Here is a 19433-nt window from a genome sequence, read left to right on the forward strand (position 1 = left end):
CGACGCGGTGTCACCGATGAAGGAGTCACACCATGCAGATCACCGCAGCAGTAGCCCGCGGCAACGGCGAACCGTTCACCATCGAACAGCTCGAGCTCGACGGCCTCCGACACAACGAAGTCCGGGTCCGCCTCGTCGCCTCCGGCATCTGCCACACCGACGCCCTCGTCCGAGACGGCATCTACCCCACCCCCCTCCCCGCCGTCCTCGGCCACGAGGGCTCCGGCGTCGTCGAGGCGATCGGCGACTCGGTCACCTCGGTCACACCGGGCGACCACGTCGTCCTGGCTGCCGCCTACTGCGGGCACTGCAAGCGATGCCGCAGCGGCCAGATGGCGTACTGCGAGAACCTCTTCGCCGCCGACTTCGGCGGACGCCGCCTCGACGGCAGCACCTCCCTCAGCGACGACGCAGGAGAGGTCGTGTCCTCGCACTTCTTCGGCCAGTCCTCGTTCGCCACCTACGCCAACGTCGTCGAGGAGTCCGTCGTCAAGGTCGACGCCGACGTCCCCCTCGAGCACCTCGGCCCGCTCGGCTGCGGCTTCAACACCGGCGCCGGCACGGTCCTGAACGAACTCCAGCCCGAGATCGGCTCGACGCTCGTCGTCTTCGGCGTCGGCGCCGTCGGCAGCGCCGCCGTCATGGCCGCCCGCATCGCCGAGTGCTCGACGGTCGTCGCCATCGACGTCCACGACGACCGCCTCACCCTCGCCCAGGAGATCGGCGCGACCCACGTCATCAACTCCCGCACCGAGGACGTCGCCGCCCGCCTGGACGAGATCACCGGAGGCCGCGGAGTCGACTACGTCGTGGACACCACCGGCCGGCCTGAGCTCCTCCGCACCGCGGCGGACTCGCTCGGCGTGCGGGGCACCATCGCTCTCGTCGGAGCCGCCAAGCCCGGCACCGAGGTCACCTTCGAGGTCGGCGCCTCCCTCGTCAAGGGATGGACCTTCAAGACCGTCGTCCAGGGCAGCTCCGTGCCGCAGGTGTTCATCCCCCGGATGATCCAGCTCTGGCGCGAGGGGCGCTTCCCCTTCGAGAAGCTCGTCAAGGACTACACCCTCGACGACATCAACCAGGGCTTCGAGGACTCCAAGAAGGGCATCACGACCAAGCCCGTCATCATCTACTGAGATGTCCGGCACAAGCATGGACTCGCTCGGAACGCCTCCGTACCGTGCTGTCCCGCTCCACACGAACACGGTGACGGCTGCCTCCGTCGTCGTCGAGGATCGCGTGGCCGCGGGCCGGGATGCCCTCAACGTGCGGCTGTCCGAAGAGATCGAGGCGCACGGGCGGCCAGGGATCGACTTCGTCGATCAACCCACTTTCGCTGTGATCCCTGTCGTCGTCGAGAACGCGCGCGTGAGCGTCGACATCTTGAGTCGGCTTCGGCCCGGTGCTCCGGACTTCGCTCGAGGTTTCGCGGGGCTCGCTTTCCGGATCAACGACGACTTCTCGCGCTTCGAATCTGTTTATCTGCGCCCGCTCAACGGAAGTCTCGAGAGCCCACCGCCTGAACGGGTGGGGCGCGCGGTCCAGTACTTCGCGTATCCGGACTGGCCGTTCGATCGCCTGCGGGAACAGCGACCCAACGCAGGGTACGAGGCGGCAGCGGACATCGGTCTCGACACGTGGCACACGCTTGAAGTCGATGTCGTCGACGACAAGGTCGACGCCTGGGTGGACGGGAAGGAGGTCTTGCACACGGGAGGGCTAGCCGGTGCACGACCGGGCCGTCTGGGGCTGTTCGTCGACATCGGTACCGATGCGACTTTCTCACGGTTGCGGGTCGCCCCGCACTCAGACTGCTGCTGACCCGCGCCCACCGTCTTCCTTAACCGATCAGTCACAGACGTCTCGGCCCCTAGCAGTTCGGTAGGGGCCGAGACGTCTGCCATCAGGGGTCTCGTCTAGACACGAGTCCAGGTCTGGTTGGACGTTCCGAGAGCCCGCCACAGTTGGACGGGTGATCCGTTCGCGACGGCCCGGTTGCTCACGTCGAGGGCAAGACCGTTCGAACGGTTGATGATCGAGCCGTCGAGGCGTGTGGACCACCTCTGGCTGCTGGAGCCGTTGCAGTTCCAGAGGATGGCCTTGGTTCCCGGTGTCGAGCCGTTCGCTTCTGCCGCCAGGCACCGGTCTCCGACCCGCAGTTCACCGGCAGCGGTGGGGGTGATGCGCTGGTTGGAGTTGCCGACGCAGTCGTAGATCTGCAGCTGCGCCCCGAGCGTTCCGTTGGGGACGTCGAGGCAGCGGCCGGAGGCGGTGCCGCGGATGCTCGTGGCGACTCCGACGGTGGTGGCATCTTGACTGATGAGCCACTCCTGGCTGTCGTCAGCGGCGGCGTTGCTGGTGGTGCTGATGAGGGGCCGCAGTTCGACGGCTCCGTTGGTTCCCGTCGAGGTGAGGTAGAGCGAGGGGTCGGCAACGGAACGCAGTTTCTGTCGGCCGTCGGAGCTGGCGACGAGGGTCCACTGCTTGTCCGTGGCGCCGTCGTCGACCCACTGAGCGACCTTCTGGCCGGCGGAGGGCGTGCCGGTCCAGATGGCGAGGGAACGACCACCAGCCTTGTTCAGCAGGGTGACCGTGGAGCCCGTCTGCTCGAGGTTCCAGCGCTGCTGGATGTCGGTGTCGGAGCGGTCGCGGGTGATGACGTCCGGTACGTCGCCGGTGAATCGAGCATCCTGGGTCTTGCCCGCCTGGGGGCTGAGTGCCTGACCAGTCGCGCGGTTGGTGAGCGTGGAGTAGCGGGAACTCGTGCGTCCGAGGTCGACGTCGGCGTGCTTCACGGGGCCGACGCTTCCGCCTGCCCAGGCGGCCTGGAGGACCAGGAGCCGGCCGGTGCCTTCGAGGTACTGGAGGTTGCGGCTGTAGCCGCCGGGCAGGGTGGTCTGGTGTTCTTTCCACTGGCCGTCGCTGCGGCCGGACTCGTTCACCCAGACGCTGCCGCTGCCTGCAGCGTTGAAGACGATGCGCCCGTCGGGGAAGGACGTGAGGACGGGGCTGCCTCCGTCGGAGAGGCCGTTCTGTCCCGCCGGGACGGGGAGCTGGGCGATCTCGGTGCCGTCGGGGTCACCATCGGCGAAGAAGCGCAACGGGTCGTCGGCGAACTTGTAACGGGTGTTCTGCCCGCCGCCGAAGTACTCGAAGGTGAGCAGGTAACGCCCGTCGGTGGTGGGCGCGATCGTGGTCATGCCGGGTCGGCCGCCCCCGATCTGCGTCTTGCCGTTGCCGCGGTTCTCGGTGAGGCCGGCGACGTCGACGACGGGCTGGCTCCAGTCGGTGCTGCGGCCGTCCCACGTCTTGTGGACGAGGATCTGGCCGTGGGAGTCGGGGGCGGTGGCGTTGTCGGGGTCGATGGTCGGGACACCGGTCTGGGTGTTGTAGCCGATGTAGTCGTTCTCGTCGGAGTAGTAGGCGATGAGCTGGCCGTCGCGGGCGAGGAGGTGGGGTTCCCAGACGGGGTCGACCTGCTTGGTGGTGTTCGCGGCGGAGGTGCGGCCGATCGCTCCGGCGCTGCCGCCCTGCCATCCGCCGGTGGCGATGACGTTGACGAGGCCCCAGTTGGCGCCTTCGTCAGTGCTCGAATAGAGGGCGATGGCGAGGTCTCGGCGGTCGCCGTCTCCGGTCGGTCGCCAGTTGGGGTCGGCGGCTTTCTGTTCCTTGGCGTACTCGTCGTCTCCGGAGACGACGACGGCGAGGAGAGCCGTGCCAGCCTTGAGGTTCCCGACGTCCTGCGGGAGGACGTAGAGGTAAGGGTTCGTCCAGGCGCTGGTGTACTTCGCATAGCGGCTGTCGTTCGAAGCGTAGGCGGGAGCCTGCACGGTGGACAGGGCGCGCCAGGTGGTGCCTTGGTCGTCGCTGGCGTGGATGGGCAGATCCTGGCCGACGACCTGACTCTGGCTGTCCTCGAACGCAGCGAGAACGCGGCCGCTGGGGAGTTGTGCGGACTTGGGGTAGAGCACGCAGGGGTTCTTGTTGCAAGCTGCGGCGTTGGTGGCGTTGAAGACGTTCCCGGGGCTGGGCTGGTAGGCCGCAGCTCCGGATGCCCCGGCGAGGGCGAGCCCGGCTGAGACGGCGACGGCCGTGGCGGTCGCGATGACCTTCCGGGTGAGTGACTGCACCATTGCAGTTCCTTTCGTTGACGGGTCGACTTCGGCCCACCAGAACCTTCTCCCGGGAAGGACGTCCGTGGGGAGGTTCGGAAAGGCTTTCGTCATGCCGAGGACGTCGTTGCAGGCGGTGACGGCGAACGCACGCCGAACACCCCGCCAGCTGAGCCCGGCGGGGTGTTCGGGGATGACTGCTGTCACGCCTCCAGAGGACGGACTGCGCTCTGGCTCGCGAGGACGCGCGTGTGGTCGACGGGCCTGACGGAGCCGGTGAGCTCGATCTCGACCGGCGCCCCTGGGTCACCGGCGGAGTCAGCGACTGTGAGCACGATGGTTCCCGGTTCCACCAAGCGGCGCCCGTCTCGGCCGGTGAAGCTCGCCAGATCGGCCGAGACCGTGAAGACCACCTCGGAGCTCTCGCCGGGCTCGAGAGTGACGCGCGCAGACCCGATGAGGCGGCGGACAGGCCTCGTGATGGAGGCGACCGGGTCGCTGAGGTAGAGCTGCGGGACGGCCGTCCCTGCGCGCTCACCGACGTTCGTGATCTGGACGGTCACGTCGACCACACCATCGGTCGAGATGGTGTCCACGTTCGCGGTGGCTCCGGAGGTGTCGAAGCTGGTCGTCGAGAGTCCGTGACCGAAGGGGAATGCCGGGCTGGGATCGATGTTGCTGACGCCGTCGCTCTTGAGCGCCAGGGGAGCCGCCAGGTACGTGCTGGGCTGAGGGGCGTCGTCGCCGGGCATCTGCACGGGGAGCCGGCCCGACGGGGCGACCCGCCCCGAGAGCACGCCTGCGAGGGCAGCCCCTCCTTCTTGTCCAGGGAAGAATGCTTGCACGGTCGCCGTCGCCGACTCGGCGAATCGGTCGATGGCGTAGGGGCGACCCGAGAGCACGACGAGCACGGCCCGGCGTGAGTGGGCGAGAACGGCTTCGACGAGATCTTCTTGTCCGCCCGGCAGACGCAGGTCGACGACGTCGCATCCCTCGCCCGACGTGCCGTGCCCGAACATGCCGGAACGATCCCCCACGACGACGAACGTCAGATCGGCGGCTGCCGCTGCCCGGACCGCGTCATCGACGTGTTCCGTGGAGGGGTCGAGGTGGTCCGCACCTCGAACGTACGTGATCTCGCTCTCCGGGAACTCTGCACGCAACGAATCGAGAACGGTGGGGGCCCTGATCCCCATGGGCAGGTCGGGGTGGTTCGGCAGGACGTGGTTCGGGAACGAGTAGCAGCCGAAGAGGCACCGGGCGTCGTCGGCGCCCGGGCCCACGACGGCGATCCTCCGAGGCGCTGCCGCCAAGGGGATGATGCTCGCGTCGTTGCGGAGCAGCACGATGCTCTCCTCGGCGACGCGACGAGCGACGTCCTGGTTGCCCGGGCTGTCAAGATCGACACGGTCAGCCGTGTCTCGGGGCTGCCAGTCAGCATCGAGAAGACCGAGTTCCGCCTTCTGGGTCAGCACCCGAAGCACCGACCGGTCGACCAGGCGGCTGCCCTCGGGGTCGTCCGTCAACAGGGCGGTGAACCCGAGAGCATGGGGCAGCTCGACGTCCATGCCCGCCTCGAGGGCGAGTCGTCCTGCGTGCTCGTTGTCCGCCGCGACTTTGTGCATGCTGGCTAGGAACGGGACCGACCAGTAGTCGCTGACGACTGTTCCGGTGAATCCCCAGAGGTCGCGGAGCGTCCCGGTGAGCAGATCTCGATCGGCGCCGGCGGGAACGCCGTCGATGTCGGTGTACGCGTTCATGACGCTTCGGACGCCACCTTCGACGACCGCTCGTTCGAAGGGTGGCAGCATCACGTCGGCTAGTTCACGGGGCCCCATCGAGACCGGCGCGTGGTTACGAGCTCCGCGGGAGGCCGAGTATCCGACGAAGTGCTTCAGCGTCGCGACGACGCCGGCTGATTGGACGCCCCGGACATAGGCCGAGGCCAGTTCACCGACGAGGTGCGGGTCCTCCCCGAGCGTCTCTTCCACACGTCCCCAGCGGTGGTCCCTGACGACGTCGAGGACGGGAGCGAGTCCCTGGTGCACCCCGACCGACGCGAGGTCTTCTCCGATGCGAGCGCCGAGTTCTCGGACGAGCTCGGGATCGAAGGTGCTCGCCCACGCTAGTGGCGTCGGGTAGACGGTCGCCTTCCAGGCGGTGAATCCGGTCAGGCACTCCTCGTGCGCAACTGCCGGGATGCGGAATCTGTTCGCAGCCATGACCGCCCGCTGCAACTCGGCGAGCCTCGACACGCCGTCCGTCGGGTCTATGGGCGTCGTTCCGAAAGGCCGGGTCAGCTGACCGATTCCGCCGACGATCGCGTCGTCGAAGGACGCCGCCTGGTCCTGCGTGCTCTGCATGGGTGCGACGTCTCCGCTCGCGCCCTCCGCACCCGGCCAGACGGAGACCAGTTGTTGGAGCTTCTCCGCCGGCGTCATCTCCGCGAGGAGCGCCTCGGCGCGCTGCGCCGGTGTCAGTGTCGTGTCGTGCCAGGGAGACGTGTTCCTCGCCTCGGCTGCGGGCATCGTGGTCGTGGTCGTGGTGTCGATGGTCATGTCGTTCCGATCTCGGATCTGCTGCGGTCGGTCGCAGCGAGGAGCGACGCTTCGCGTCGCGGAGGAGGTGGGTCAGTCCGCGGGAGGAGCGGTGGAGTCCCGGATGACGAGATGCGTCGCCAGCTCCACGCGTTTGGCGGCTATCGACTCGCCGTTCGCGAGCCGGACGATGCTGGAGACGGCCGTGCGTCCGATGTCCGCGATGGGCTGGTGGACGGTCGTCAGCGGAGGCGTCGAAGCCCGGGCGAGATGCGTGTCGTCGAAGCCGACGACGCTGAGGTCCCTCGGCACGGACAGCCCTAGGCGTCGGGCAGCCTCGAGGGCACCGGTGGCCGAGATGTCGCTGCCGGCGAAGATCGCCGTCGGCGGGAGCTTGCTCGTCAGGAGCGCCTCCGTGGCGACGCATCCGTGTTCGTACGAGTAGGCGCCGCGGGGTATCTGTTCGAGATCTACCTTGATGCCTGCCTCGGCCATGGCGGCCGACCACCCGTGGGCCCTGATGACGTCACAGGTGGCGCCGGGCGGCCCGCCGATGTAGGCGATCCGCCGGTGGCCGATGGACAGCAGGTACCTCGTGGCCTCGTAGGCACCAGCCCAGTTCGTGGCACCGATGCTCGGCGTGGACGGACGGGGTTGATCGATCGGATCGACCAGGATCATCGGCAGCCCCACGGCCCGGAGCGCATTCTCTCGCTGCGCCGAGTACCGGCTGGTCACCTCGATCACCCCGATGCGGCCTGCCTGCACGAGGGACTGGGCCCAGTTGGGCCTGGGGGTGTCCGAGACGCTCGCGATGGGACGCATGAGGAGTCCTGTGCCGATCTCGCCCGCGGTCTCCAGCGCGCCGCCCAGGAGCATGGAGAGGTAGGGGTTGCTGACGTCCATCGGATCGACGAGCACCTCGATCGTGCCCTCCCCGACACTCCGCAGGGACGAGAAGCGTTCCAGGACGCTCAGGTAGCCGAGGTCCTCGACGGCTGCCTCGACACGCGTCCTGGTCTCCGTGCCGACGCCGCTTCGCCCGTTGACGACCTTGGACACGGTGGCGATGGACACGTTCGCACGACGCGCGACGTCGTTGATGGTGCTGCGTCGGGCAGCGAGGGGCTCAGGAGTCTCCGCCGAGGATGACGGGGCCATCACTTTCCTCCGACACCGGTGAGGCCTGCGACGAGCGATCGTCGAGCGAAGAGGTAGACGACGAAGATCGGGACGATCGTGAGGATGACGGCTGCCATGAGACCCGGGATGTTCACGCTGAACTGCGATCTGAATCCGTTCAGTCCCACGGTGGCGACCATCACGTCTGGGGAACGCGTGAGGATGAGCGGCAGCAGGAAGCCGTTCCACGCGTTGAGCGCGGAGTAGACGACGATGGTCGCGATGCCGCTGCGAGACAGGGGCAGCACCATCGTCAAGAACGTCCTGACCGAACCCGCGCCGTCGAGCGCCATGGCCTCGTAGAGCTCGCCGCCGATCTCTCGCATGCTGCCCGTCAGGATGAGCGTCGTGAGCGGGATCACGAAGGCGGCGGTGGGCAGGATGACGCCGATCAAGGTGTCGTAGAGCCCCAGGGAATCGATCAGGTAGTACAGCGGGATCACGACGACCTGCGCCGGGATCGCCAATCCGAAGAGCATGAGGCGGAAGATGCGCCTGACGGAAGGACTCCCGCTCCGCACGATGGCGAATGCCAGCGGCGGGACGAGGATCAAGACCAGCACGACGACGCCGACGGTGATGATGCCCGCGTTGAGGAGGTAGCGGCCGAATCCCATCTGGATCGCGAGCCCGAAGTTGTCGAACGAGAACTGGCTCGGGGCGGCGAACGGTCCGCCGGCCGTGTAGGCGGCCTGGCTCTCAAAGGCGGCCCTGACCATGATGTAGACGGGCAGCAGGATGATCAGCAGCCAGAGGCCGGCGAGGAGCCCACCGGGCACGTTGAGACGTGTACGCATCAGAGACCTTCCTGCGTGCTCGACATCTCGTCGTACTTCGTGACGCGCACCATGACCGCCGAGACGATCGTGGCCAGCACCACGAGCACGAGCGCGATCGCACTTCCGTAGCCGAGGTCGTAGGAGACGAACCCCTGTTCGTACATGAGGTAAGGAAGGATCGCCGTGCCGCCACTCGGCCCGCCGCGCGTGAGGATCAGGATGATGTCGAATGCCGTGAAGGTCCCGACGACGATGAGGATCGTGCACGTGATGATCGTGTTCCGGAGCTGGGGCACGGTGATCGAGAAGAACTGTCGGACCCGGCCCGCCCCGTCGAGTTCGGCCGCTTGGTAGAGCACCGCGGGAACAGCGCGGGCGGCGCCTTGGAAGATCAACGTGTACAGGGGGGATGCCCCCCAGAGGTAGATGAAGGCGATGGCGACGAGTGCACTGGTCTTTCCCCCCAGCACGTTGCCGTCACCGAACAGCCACGGCAGGGCGCTTGGCAATCCGAAGTTCGGGTCGAGCAATGAGCCCCAGACGACGCTGACGGCGGCTGTGGACATCAGCAGGGGGATGAAGTACAAGGCGACAACGACGGCGCGACCTCGTTGAGGGCCAGCTGCCCAGACGCCCGTGAGCAGTCCCAGCGGGATCTGGGTGGCGACGGCGAGGACGACGAGAGTGAGCGTGACGACGACGCTCTGGCCCACGGCGGAGTCGCTGACGAGACGTTGCCAGTTCTCGAGTCCGATGAAGCGCGGCGGGCTGAGGCGGATGCCGTTGTAGGACGTGAACGAGAGGTACACGGCGAAAGCGAGGGGCAGGAGGGCGAATACCCCGAAGAACAGGGTGGCGGGCAGGGCCCAGACGAGGCCGGGGCGGCCTGCGCGTAGCAGGCCGCCCGTCGTGGTGCTCGTCCGCCGCTGCGTCTTCTCTTCGACCGGGACGGGTCGTTCGAGTGTTGCGAGGCGGGTCATGATCGTTCTTTCTCGGGACTCGTCAGCGGCCAGCGGCGGTCAGCGACTGCATGTCGCTGATCCACTGGTCGGCGTCGATCGAGCCGTTGGCGTAGTCAGCCACGGCATCCGTCAGTCGCGTCTTGCTCGCCGTCGGGACGGTCTGGTCCCACGAGAGCTGGAACGTCGGGGCGTTCTCGACGAGGTCGAAGACGAAGCTCAGGTATTCCTTGTTGGCCGCGTCGATGCTGGTGTCGGCCTGCACGAGCTCGTTGGCGTTCGTGGTGGGGGGCAGGTTGCCCAGGGCGATCTGGTCCTTCAGGAAGTCGTCCGAGTAGAGCTCCTTCAGGAAGTCGCGGACGGTGTCGGGGTACCGGGTGTCGGCTGCGACGTTGTAGTAGTTGCTGAGGTTGCCGGCGATCTCGCCGGCCTGGCCGTCGCCGCCGGAGATGGTCGGGAACGCTGTCCAGCCGAGGTCGCTGGCAACGAAATCGGGTGCAGCGGCCTTGAGGGTGGCGTAGTTCCACGTGCCCATGAGTTCGTAGGCGGCCTTGCCCTGGCTGAGGAGGGCTGTGGTGCCGTTGTTGGAGTAGCCGACCGAGTCGAAGGCGCTTCCGAAGGCCTGGTCTCCGGTCAACGTGCTGATGTCGTCGAGGGCGGCCTTGCTTCCGTCGCTGGACCAGACGTCGGCGTCGCCGGCGAGGCCCTTCGCGACCTCGTCGTTGCCGATCTGACGCGCGAAGGCGTACTGGTACCACATCTGCGTGGGCCACTTGTCCGCGCCGCCGAGGGCGACGGGGGTGATGCCGGCGTCCTCGAGGACCTTGGTCTGGTCGAGCAGCTCGTCCCAGGTGGTCGCTGCTTCGAGGCCGTTGTCGGCCAGCACCTTCTCGTTCGTGAAGAGGAACGTCGGCGCCACGCCGCGCATGGGGATTCCGTAGGACTCGCCGTCGATGGTCTCTTCGTCGAAGACTGAAGGAAGGAAGGACGACTTGAGTGCCGGGTCTTCCTGGATGAAGTCGTTGAGCGACAGGACGGCGCCCGAATCGACGGCCTGCTGGATGTCTGCGGCGCCCCAGCTCATGAAGACGTCGGGGGCGTTGTCCGTGCCGAGTGCCGTGCGCACGGCGGTGGTGTAGTCGGAACCGCTGGCGGCACCGGTGTCGATGACCACCTTCACGTCGCTGGTCTCGTTGAAGCGGTCTGCCGCAGCCTGCTCTGCCGAGGCCGCTGCGTCTCCGTAGACGAGGACGTGGACCTCGTTCTCCGGTCGGTTCTCGTTCGGTCCGCCCGCGGCGGCGCCGCCTGAGCACCCTGCGGTGCCGAGGACCAGGGCCGCGGCCGTGACGAGCACGCCGGCGGTCATGAAAGTTTTTCTCTTGTTCATCGTCGAACACTCCAGTCGTTGCCGCGTCGTTGTCGGCCTGGTCTTGGCGCGTGATCGGGATACCACGCAGCAGTAAAGTAACCCGCGCCCGAGCACGGACCAGAACCCGCGACGCGAAAGTCTTTCGCGATCTGGACATGAACGACGAGTTCTGTTTTCAGCTGGGGATGTCGATGGTGTCGCCGTGCCTCGCCGGTCGGAGAACGTCCGCCACCCCAGGTCCGGAGACACGGACTTCTCCGTCCCCTCCGACGGTTACACGGACGCGTTCGACCCGCCCCTCGGACCAAGTGAGGTCGACTCGGTGCCCTCCCTCGACGACGAGACCGCGGACGCTGCCTGCGGGCCAGGTGCCGGGCAGGGCAGGAAGGAGGCGGATGTGCCCGTCTCGTGCTGAGACCAGGGACTCGATGATGCCCGCCACTCCCCCGAGGTTGCCGTCGATCTGAAACCGGAAGCCCGTGGGGTGATTCGGCACCGGGTGGAGATCCAGGAGAGAGGCTGACGTCAGGTCTCGGACCAGGATGTCCACAGAATGCTGAACGAGGTCGGTGTCACCGATGCGAGCGGCGAGGCACAGTATCCAGGCCTGGCTCCAGCCGGTGTATCCGCTTCCGTGATCGAGCCGGTCACGAAGCGCCAGACGAGCTGCTGCCTCGAGGGCTGGTGTCCGCTCGGGGTCGATGGAAGCTCCCGGGAAGAGCCCGTAGAGGTGTGAGAGGTGGCGGTGCCCCCGGTCGGCAGGCTCCCACGCCTCACCCCATTCGAGGAGTGCACCGTCAGGGCCGACACGCGGGGGGCGGAGACGATCGCGCGACTTTCTGACTCGCCCGGTGAGGTCCTGCGCGTCTGTGTCAGCCGGTGCCCGTCCTTCGGAGACGAGCGCGAGCAACGTGTCGAAGACGTCGGCCACGAGTTGCTGGTCCATCGCCGTCCCGGCGCTCACCGAGAACGGAACGCCGTCGACGAGGAAGTCGTGCTCTGGGCTGGTCGAGGGGTTGGTCACGAGTCGACCGTCGGGATCGGGCTCCAGCAAGTGGAGGGCGAACTCTGCGGCACCGGCCGTGATGGCCCAGAGGTCGACGGGCAGGTCGACGCCGAAACGTTCGAGTTCGGCGAGCTGTTCGGTGAGCCACAGCCCAGCCACAGGCCAGTTGGCATGGTGCGGGTCAGTGGGGGCCGTGCTGGGCACGGGTGCGGAGAACCCCCAGAGATCGGTGTTGTGGTGCAGCGCCCACCCTGGTGCACCGTAGACGTCTCGGGCGGTCGTCGAGGCGAGCTCGGCAAGATCCGCCACCAAGGAGGCGAAGGGAGCAGTGAGTTCTCCGAGGCCCAGGCGAGCTGCTGGCCAGTAGTTCATCGGCAGGTTGATGTTCGTGGTCCAGTTGCAGCTCCACCCGGGTCGGGCGTCGTCGTTCCAGATCCCCTGGAGGTTCGCCGGTTGGCTTTCCGGACGTGAGCTGGCTATCAGGAGATAACGCCCCAAGTCGAAGAACTGCTCGGCCTGAGCGGCGTCGACGTGGGCTCCGGCGTCCCGGGCGGAGCTGGCCGACAAGTCGAGGTCGACGCGGTCGAACCACGACCGGTGCTCGGCCTCGTGTTCGGCCCGCATGGTCTCGGTCGGGACGTCCCAGAGGGCGACGACCTGGTCGACGGCTCGACGTCGGAGGTCGGAGAGGTCTGCCGACGGGCGTGCGGTCCGGCCGCGGTATCCGTCGACGGCCGCCACGATGACTCGGACCTCGTCCGGTCCGGTGCGCTGCGTGATGGCGGCGATCGCGAAACCCATGCCGGCGTCGACGAGGCCTGAGGCGTCCGGTTCGTCCGTAGGTCGTCGAATTGGTTCGTCGACGTCTCCCAGGTAGTCCGGTGCGACCGCTACGGGCGCCCTGCCGGCCCAGGTGTGGACCAACGCCTCGGAGGCACCAGGCACGTTCTCGTGACTTGCCGCGTATTCGGCGCCGTGTGGGTCGTCGAGGTCGAGGACGACGTCGTGAGTGGCCCCTGACAACTCGATGACGAGAACGTTCCGCGGGGCTGAGATCCAGGATCGTAGGCGGACGGGTCCCCGAGGACCGCTGGACCACGACGAGGCGATGGCCGCGGCCATGTCGAGTTCGCGTCCTTCGAAGACGGACTCGTCGGACGGGTCATCGAAGCGGACGAGCAGCCCGCCGAGAGGTTCGTATGACTGCGACCAGGTGTCGCCTTGGAGGTCCTGAGCCAGACGCTGAGCCTCCTCGTGGTCTCCGCGGCGGACGGCGGCCCGGATTGGTTCGAGCCATCGGCTACGGTCATGTTTCTCTGCCGACGAGAGCGGACCGCCCGACCAGAACGTGTCGAGGTTGAGGTCGAATCGTTCGCAGCCCGGACGCCCGTGGACGGCAGCCCCGAATCGGCCGTTCCCGACGAGGAACGACTCGATGAAGGAGGTAGCGGGACTGTTCAGGCGGATGCGGTGACGGGCGTGTTCGGGCAAGGGATTCCTCAATTCGTCGGTGTGCTTCTCAGACAGCGGAACGCCGACGTGACCTCTGCGGCTCACGTCGGCGTCCGGTGATCGCTCAGTTGGCAGCCACGATGCTCCATTGCTGGTCGAGGCTGCCCGTGTCGGACCACTGGATCACCTGCGCGCCGTCGGCCGATGAGCCGGCACGGACCCCGAGGACCAACCCGCTGCGGACATTCTGGATCTTGACGTAGGACCCCGTCTGGATGAGGCGCCAACGCTGGTCGTTGCTGCCGTTGTCGAGCCACTGGACCGCGTCGCTGTCGGCCGCCGTGGACGCTTCACGGATGCCGAGGGCACGACCACTTGATCGGTCGGTGATGAGGCGTGTCCCGTCCGACTGGGTGGTCACGTGCCAGGCCTGGTCCCGGCTCCCGGTGTCGGACCACTGCACGACGGACGCGCCGTCGGAAAGGGACCCGCCGAGGACCCCGAGCACCTTGCCTGTCGACCGGTTGACGATCTTGTAGTAGGCCCCTGCACTGTTGCCGAGGTCGACGTCGCCATAGGTGACGACGTTCTTGTCGTTCCCGCCGTTCTCGAAGAATCCGGGGCAGGAGAGGATCAAGACTCGGCCCGTCGACGTCACGTACTGCAGCTGCCGGCTGTAGCCGGGAGCGACGGGTGTCTTGACGGTCGTCCAGGCCCCCGCGCCGTTGGAGGTGTTGACCAGGACGTCTCCACCGGCCGTCCCGTAGGAGTTGTAGACGATCTTGCCGTCCGGGAGGACGAGGTTCACCGGGCTGCCGCCGTAGTCGATGGTGGTTCCGAGGTCGGACGCGTTCCAGCTCTCGGGGTCGTTCGTGATCTTGTAGTTGTTGGGCAGGTTGGGTGCACCGACCACCTCGTAGGTCATGAGGTAGCGCCCGTCTGCGAGACGCGACACCACGGGCATCCCGGGACGAAGTGAGGAGTCCGTTGCGGCGACGTCGTCGACGACGGGACCCCAGGTGATGCCGTCGGCGCTCGTCTGGTGGACGATCTTCTGGTTGTGCGATGCCTTGTCGCGTTCGTCCGAGTACCAGACGATCAGCTTGCCGTTCGCGACAGCGACGAACGGCTCCCAGATGGGCTCGCTGCTTCCCTCACCCGAGGCCACCCGACTGACGTAGCTCCACGAGCGCCCCTGGTCGGTGCTCTTGTAGACCTCGAGGTACATCTGGGAGTAGTCGTTCGTGCTGGCCAAGCCGAAGGCGAGGACCGTTCCGGCCGGCATCGACCCGACTGCCTGGGGCAGCTCGTAGAGGAACGCCCCGTTGTTCATGCCGACCCCGGCCCGGGTGTCCGTGATCTGGCTGATGCGGGACCACGTCGCGCCCGCGTCGGTGCTGCGGTAGATCGGGAAGACGCCTCCGCCGGTGGCGGACGTCTGCTCGTGGGTCGCCAGCAGGGTTCCGTTCGCCGTTCCGCTGTTCCGCAGCTCGACGGACTTGGGGTACAGCGCACCGTATCGGTAAGCGTTCGAAGGGGAACTGTAGAGCGTGCTCGGGCCGTAGGCCTGGGCTGGAAGTGAAGCGGTCCCGAGAGCCAGGGCTACTGCAGCTACGAGGGCTGTCGCCCCCTTGGTCAGCCGCTTGCGCAGGAGGGTCATGTGTGTCTCCGTATTCGTCATTGAACGGAAGAAGCCGACGCCGCCGGCCCCAAGGAGATCCTCGCCCGCAAGAGCATGCGGCGACCCAGGGTGCTGAGCGAAAGGCTTTCCGACTAGTCGTCGACGGCGGGCCCCTCAGCGATACTCGTGGGACTGGCGGTTGGCCCCTCACCCTGGAGACCGATGCTGGTGCTGCCCGGCCGGGGCCGGCGGAACTTTCCGTGCGGCCACAGAACATCTTGCTCAACGAGGAGAACCATGCACGTGACGACGCCCCCTCATCGACTCCTCTCGTCGGGGCATGCAATGCCCCTCGTCGGGCTCGGGACCTTCGGATCAGACCGATACGGCTCCGACGATGTCTCCGCAGCCGTCCGGACGGGCATCGACGTCGGTTACCGGCTCATCGACTGCGCCTCGGTCTACGGGAACGAGGCACACATCGGCCTGGTACTGGAGGAGGCCTTGGCCAAGAGGTCTCGTGAAGAATTCTTCGTGATGTCGAAGGTGTGGAACGACGCTCACAGTCCGCAGCGGGCCGTCGCCTCGGTCGAGAGGTCTCTGCGCGACCTTCGTCTCGACTACCTCGACGCGGTCTTCGTCCATTGGCCTTTCCCGGCAGCACACCCGCCGAAGGCCGAGACCGACGCCCGTGACCCTGACGCGACGCCGTACGACCACGCTCGCTACCTCGGGGTCTGGCAAGCCCTCGAGGGTCTCGTCGACAGAGGACTCGTGCGGCACCTCGGCACGTCGAACACGACCATCCCCAAACTCGAACTGCTGCTGCGAGACGCTCGGATCACCCCGACGTTGAACGAGATGGAACTTCATCCGTGTTTTCAACAGCCAGAGCTCTTCCGCTTCTGCGTGGACAACAGCATCCAACCGGTCGGATACTCGCCGCTGGGTTCGCCGTCACGCCCTGAACGTGACCGTGACCCAGAGGACGTCATCGACCTCGAGAACCCCGTGGTCGTTGAAGTCGCGCAGGCACACGGCGTACACCCCGCAGTGATCTGCCTGGCGTGGGCGGTGACGCGCGGCCAAGTGCCGATCCCGTTCTCAGTGAAGCGAGAGCAACTCGAGGCCAACCTGCGGGGCGCCCTCGAGACGGTGCTCTCCGCCTCGGACATCGACCGTCTCCGAGGCGCCGAGCGCAACGCACGGCTCATCAAGGGCCAGGTCTTCCTCTGGCAGGGCGCTGAGTCTTGGCTTGAGCTGTGGGATGTCGACGGGACCATCCCCGGACACGAAGGGTATGCCTCCTGATGCTGACGACACCACTCATCCACCCGCCTCTGCTCGAAGCCCTTGCCAAGGCAGGACACGGGTCGAAGATCCTCATCGCTGACGGCAACTACCCCTTCGCTACGGCCACCGGTCCGAACACGACGACCGTATGGCTCAACGTCTCGCCAGGGCTCCTCACCGTCGACCAAGTCCTCGGGGTGCTCACCCAGGTGCTCACGTTCGAGGCCGGCCACACGATGCGGGACGAGTCCGACCAGATCGCGCCACCACACGCCGGATACCAGCGCGCCATCGGCCGGAACCTCGCGATCGAGAGCACATCGCGGTTCGACTTCTACGACCTCGCCAGAGGTGAGGATCTCGCGGTCCTCATCGCCACAGGTGACCAGCGCAGATGCGCCAATCTGCTTCTGACCGTCGGAGTCCGCACCCCCTGACGAAGGAGGCCGTTTCGTCCCTAGTTGAAGACCATCCCCCCGTCGACCAGAAGGGACTGACCCGTGATGTAGTCGGAGTCCGGGCCGGCGAGGAACGACACGACTCCGGCGACCTCCGAGGGCTCCGAGAGGCGTTCGAGGGTGATGCCGTCCGTGAACTGGGCCCAGCCCCACTCCTCCGGCTGCCCGGCGGACGCGGCCGTCTTCTTCGCGAGGTCCTCCATGAGAGGCGTCCTGACGATGCCCGGTGCGTAGGTGTTGACGGTGATGCCGTACTGCGCCAGGTCGCGCGCTGCGGTCTGGCTGATCCCGCGGACGGCGAACTTCGTCGCCGAGTACAGCGCGATGCCGGGATTGCCCACGTGTCCCGCCTGAGAAGCCGCGCTGATGATCTTGCCGCCGTGGCCCAGGGCCCGGAACGCCTTCGTCGCGGCCTGGATGCCGTAGACCACGCCGTTGAAGTTGATCGAGAAGATCTTCGCGATGCTCTCCGGCGTGATGTCCTCGATGGGCGACTGCGGCGCGATGCCGGCGTTGTTCACGATGACGTCGAAGCCGCCGAGTTCGTCGGTGGCCTGCTGCACGGCTGCGAACACGCTGTCCTGGTCGGCGACGTCGACACGGACCGCGATCGCCCCGCCCTCGCGTCCGCCGAGCTTCTCCGCCAGCGCCCCCGCGGTCTCCGTGTTCAGGTCCGCCACGGCGACCCTGAAGCCGTCGGCGTGGAAGCGCTCCACGATCGCCTGGCCGATGCCCTGACCGCCACCCGTGACGAGGGCTACCTTGCCGTTCTCAGTCCGTGCCATGACTCTTCTCCTTCTTCTGTGGCGGTGCGCACCGTGCGTACCGCATGTAGTTCTCGTAGATCGACGCCATGACGGGCGATCGACCGTTCGGTCATCGCTCCCTCGGTCTGCGCGTGCGGGCCTTCGAGAAGGGCGACGGCGTCGGCGGCACCTGGTTCTGGAACCGCTACCCCGGAGCGATGTCCGACACGGAGAGCCCGTTCTACCGCTACTCCTTCGACGAAGCGCTGCTGCAGGAGTGGAGCTGGGAGCGCAAGTACATCGACGGACCGGACATCCTGGCGTACCTCGAGGCCGTCGTCGACCGCCACGACCTGCTCAAGGACATCCAGCTGAGCACCGAGATCACGGGGATGACGTTCGACGAAGAGGCCGAGACCTGGACGGTGACGTCAGCGGCCGGCGAGAGCTGGACGGCGCGGTACGTGGTCACGTCACTCGGCCTGCTGGCTGCGGTCAACGTCCCGGACATCCCCGGCATCGACACGTTCCGCGGGACCCTCGTGCACACGGCGCACTGGCCCGACGATCTCTCGATCGACGGCAAGCGCGTCGGCGTGGTCGGCACCGGATCGACGGGTTCCCAGTTCATCGTCGCTGCGTCGAAGACCGCCTCGCACCTGACCGTGTTCCAGCGCTCGGCGCAGTACAGCGTCCCGTCCGGCAACGGCCCGACGACGCCGGAGGAGGTGGCCGACTACAAGTCTCGCTACCCGGAGATCTGGGAGCAGGTCCGCAACTCGTCCGTCGCCTTCGGCTTCGAGGAGTCGACGATCGCGGCCAGCTCCGTGACGCCCGAGGAGCGCGACCGCGTCTTCCAGGAGGCCTGGGACCGCGGCAACGGCTTCTTCTTCATGTTCGGCACCTTCAACGACATCCCGACCGACCCGGAGTCGAACGAGGCCGCGGCGGCGTTCATCCGCAGGAAGATCGCGGAGAAGGTCAAGGACCCCGAGACTGCCAGGAAGCTCACGCCCACGCAGCCGTATGCCAAGCGCCCCCTGTGCAACGTCGGCTACTACGACCTGTACAACCAGGACAACGTCGAGCTCGTCTCCATCAAGGAGAACCCCATCGTCGAGATCACCCCCGAGGGGATCAAGACCGCCGACGGCGTCGTGCACGAACTCGACGTGATCGTCATGGCGACCGGCTTCGACGCCGTCGACGGCAACTACCGGCGCATGGACATCCGCGGCCGCGACGGCCAGACGGTCGACGAGCACTGGGCGGACGCGCCCACGAGCTACCTCGGAGTGGCCACGGCCGGGTTCCCCAACATGTTCATGATCCTCGGACCGAACGGCCCCTTCACCAACCTCGTCCCGAGCATCGAGGTCCAGGTGGAGTTCGTCACGAAGCTGATCGCTGCAGCGGAGCAGCAGGGCGGCACGATCGAGACCACGCAGGAGTTCGAGGACGCCTGGTCCGAGGAGTGCACGTCGATCGCGAACGCGACGTTGTTCCCCAAGACCGACTCGTGGATCTTCGGGGCCAACATACCCGGCAAGAAGCACACGGTGTTGTTCTACCTCGGGGGGATGGCGTCGTACCGGGGCGTCCTCGACGACGTCCAGCAGGCCGGGCTCCGCGGCTTCGAGGTGAAGAGCAAGGCGGTAGCCGCCTAGTCCGCGCCCGCCTCCAGTCGGATCTTCGCCCCCTCGTTCGCCTCGGCGATCTCGACGTGCAGTTCGTCCAGCCGCCGGCAGGCGGCCGAGCAAGCGCTTAGACGCAGAAAAGCCCTGCCGACAAGGGCAGGGCTTTTTTGCGTGTTCTGTGCGCCTGGAGGGACTCGAACCCCCAACCTTCTGATCCGTAGTCAGATGCTCTATCCGTTGAGCTACAGGCGCGTTTTCTCGGCCGAATGGCCGGGGGAAACA

The 19433-nt window shown here is 67.0% G+C and carries 14 protein-coding genes and 1 tRNA gene; 5 read left to right on the top strand and 10 right to left on the bottom strand.

Annotated features, from left to right (window positions below; all coding sequences use genetic code 11):
* Positions 1-32: 32 nt before the first annotated feature.
* Together ES689_RS12725 and ES689_RS12730 are read left to right on the top strand one after the other, a co-directional pair.
* Positions 33-1136 carry an NAD(P)-dependent alcohol dehydrogenase gene (locus ES689_RS12725; RefSeq protein ID WP_146905226.1) on the top strand — a complete coding sequence of 368 codons (1104 nt, stop codon included), beginning with the start codon at positions 33-35 and terminating at the stop codon, positions 1134-1136.
* Positions 1137-1206: 70 nt separating this feature from the next.
* A complete protein-coding gene (locus tag ES689_RS12730; RefSeq protein WP_146905229.1) occupies positions 1207-1821 on the top strand; it encodes a hypothetical protein in 615 nt (204 codons plus the stop codon).
* 95 nt (positions 1822-1916) lie between these two features.
* Here ES689_RS12730 and ES689_RS12735 read toward each other — a convergent pair whose 3' ends face one another.
* From ES689_RS12735 to ES689_RS12770, 8 genes are all read right to left on the bottom strand, one after another.
* Positions 1917-4133, bottom strand: coding sequence for an RICIN domain-containing protein (locus ES689_RS12735; RefSeq protein ID WP_146905232.1), 2217 nt, complete (start codon positions 4131-4133; stop codon positions 1917-1919).
* 182 nt (positions 4134-4315) lie between these two features.
* Positions 4316-6670, bottom strand: a complete 2355-nt coding sequence (locus tag ES689_RS12740) for a glycoside hydrolase family 3 N-terminal domain-containing protein (protein ID WP_223269596.1) — start codon at positions 6668-6670, stop codon at positions 4316-4318.
* Between the two features lie 72 nt (positions 6671-6742).
* Entirely contained in the window at positions 6743-7810 is a 1068-nt protein-coding gene (locus ES689_RS12745; protein ID WP_146905235.1) for a LacI family DNA-binding transcriptional regulator, read from the bottom strand.
* The gene (locus ES689_RS12750; RefSeq protein ID WP_146905239.1) at positions 7810-8628 is read right to left on the bottom strand and encodes a carbohydrate ABC transporter permease; all 819 of its coding nucleotides are present in this window, start codon (positions 8626-8628) and stop codon (positions 7810-7812) included. The genes ES689_RS12745 and ES689_RS12750 overlap by 1 nt, the downstream gene beginning before the upstream one ends.
* Positions 8628-9590, bottom strand: coding sequence for a carbohydrate ABC transporter permease (locus tag ES689_RS12755; protein WP_146905241.1), 963 nt, complete (start codon positions 9588-9590; stop codon positions 8628-8630). The genes ES689_RS12750 and ES689_RS12755 overlap by 1 nt, the downstream gene beginning before the upstream one ends.
* A gap of 22 nt (positions 9591-9612) precedes the next feature.
* Positions 9613-10935, bottom strand: a complete 1323-nt coding sequence (locus ES689_RS12760; protein ID WP_191330431.1) for an ABC transporter substrate-binding protein — start codon at positions 10933-10935, stop codon at positions 9613-9615.
* A gap of 178 nt (positions 10936-11113) precedes the next feature.
* Complete coding sequence (locus ES689_RS12765; protein ID WP_191330433.1) at positions 11114-13501, bottom strand: glycoside hydrolase N-terminal domain-containing protein; 2388 nt, start codon at positions 13499-13501, stop codon at positions 11114-11116.
* A 19-nt stretch (positions 13502-13520) separates the two neighbouring features.
* Positions 13521-15056, bottom strand: a complete 1536-nt coding sequence (locus tag ES689_RS12770; RefSeq protein ID WP_191330435.1) for an RICIN domain-containing protein — start codon at positions 15054-15056, stop codon at positions 13521-13523.
* Between the two features lie 258 nt (positions 15057-15314).
* On the opposite strand from ES689_RS12770, the gene ES689_RS12775 reads away from it, so the two are divergent.
* Positions 15315-16328: an aldo/keto reductase gene (locus ES689_RS12775; protein WP_146905254.1), complete on the top strand. Its 1014-nt coding sequence runs from the start codon at positions 15315-15317 to the stop codon at positions 16326-16328.
* Positions 16328-16747: an RbsD/FucU family protein gene (locus tag ES689_RS12780; RefSeq protein WP_146905257.1), complete on the top strand. Its 420-nt coding sequence runs from the start codon at positions 16328-16330 to the stop codon at positions 16745-16747. The genes ES689_RS12775 and ES689_RS12780 overlap by 1 nt, the downstream gene beginning before the upstream one ends.
* Before the next feature lie 20 nt (positions 16748-16767).
* On the opposite strand, the gene ES689_RS12785 is transcribed toward ES689_RS12780, so the two are convergent.
* Complete coding sequence (locus ES689_RS12785; protein WP_146905261.1) at positions 16768-17553, bottom strand: (S)-acetoin forming diacetyl reductase; 786 nt, start codon at positions 17551-17553, stop codon at positions 16768-16770.
* 68 nt (positions 17554-17621) lie between these two features.
* On the opposite strand from ES689_RS12785, the gene ES689_RS12790 reads away from it, so the two are divergent.
* Positions 17622-19181 (top strand): NAD(P)/FAD-dependent oxidoreductase, encoded by a 1560-nt coding sequence (locus tag ES689_RS12790; RefSeq protein WP_146905264.1) that lies wholly within the window; start codon positions 17622-17624, stop codon positions 19179-19181.
* Between the two features lie 149 nt (positions 19182-19330).
* Here ES689_RS12790 and ES689_RS12800 read toward each other — a convergent pair.
* Positions 19331-19403: transfer RNA gene (locus ES689_RS12800), tRNA-Arg, on the bottom strand.
* Positions 19404-19433: the final 30 nt, after the last annotated feature.

The organism is Frigoribacterium sp. ACAM 257 (assembly GCF_007954365.1).
Classification (GTDB): domain Bacteria; phylum Actinomycetota; class Actinomycetes; order Actinomycetales; family Microbacteriaceae; genus Frigoribacterium.